This is a genomic window from Stenotrophomonas sp. SrG (genome assembly GCF_050031795.1).
Taxonomy (GTDB): Bacteria; Pseudomonadota; Gammaproteobacteria; order Xanthomonadales; family Xanthomonadaceae; genus Stenotrophomonas; species Stenotrophomonas rhizophila_A.
This window is the reverse complement of the sequence record NZ_JBNBBE010001035.1, coordinates 1-240: the sequence shown is the minus strand read 5'-3', so window position 1 is coordinate 240 and position 240 is coordinate 1. Positions and strand designations below refer to the sequence as shown.

Here is a 240-nt window from a genome sequence, read left to right as displayed (position 1 = left end):
GTCTGATTGACCGGGAAGCCGCTGTAGCTGCCGTCGGTGCCGGCGCCACCATCGCGCCAGGCACGCTCGCTCATCATCACCTGGTCGTCGGTACGGACCTTGCCGTTCTTCACGTCGGCGGCAACCACGTACGAGGTCATCACCTTGGTGATGCTGGCCGGGGCCAGCTGTGCATGGATGTTCTCGCCGGCCAGCACCTGGCCGGTGGCGTAATCCATCAGCACCCAGGCCTTGGCCACG

General features: G+C 65.8%; 1 protein-coding gene. It reads right to left on the bottom strand.

What is annotated here, in order from left to right:
- Positions 1 to 239 (bottom strand): serine hydrolase (locus ACQG3P_RS22625; protein WP_426806304.1); only part of this gene is annotated, 239 nt, incomplete at its 3' end.
- Between the last annotated feature and the right edge of the window lies 1 nt (position 240).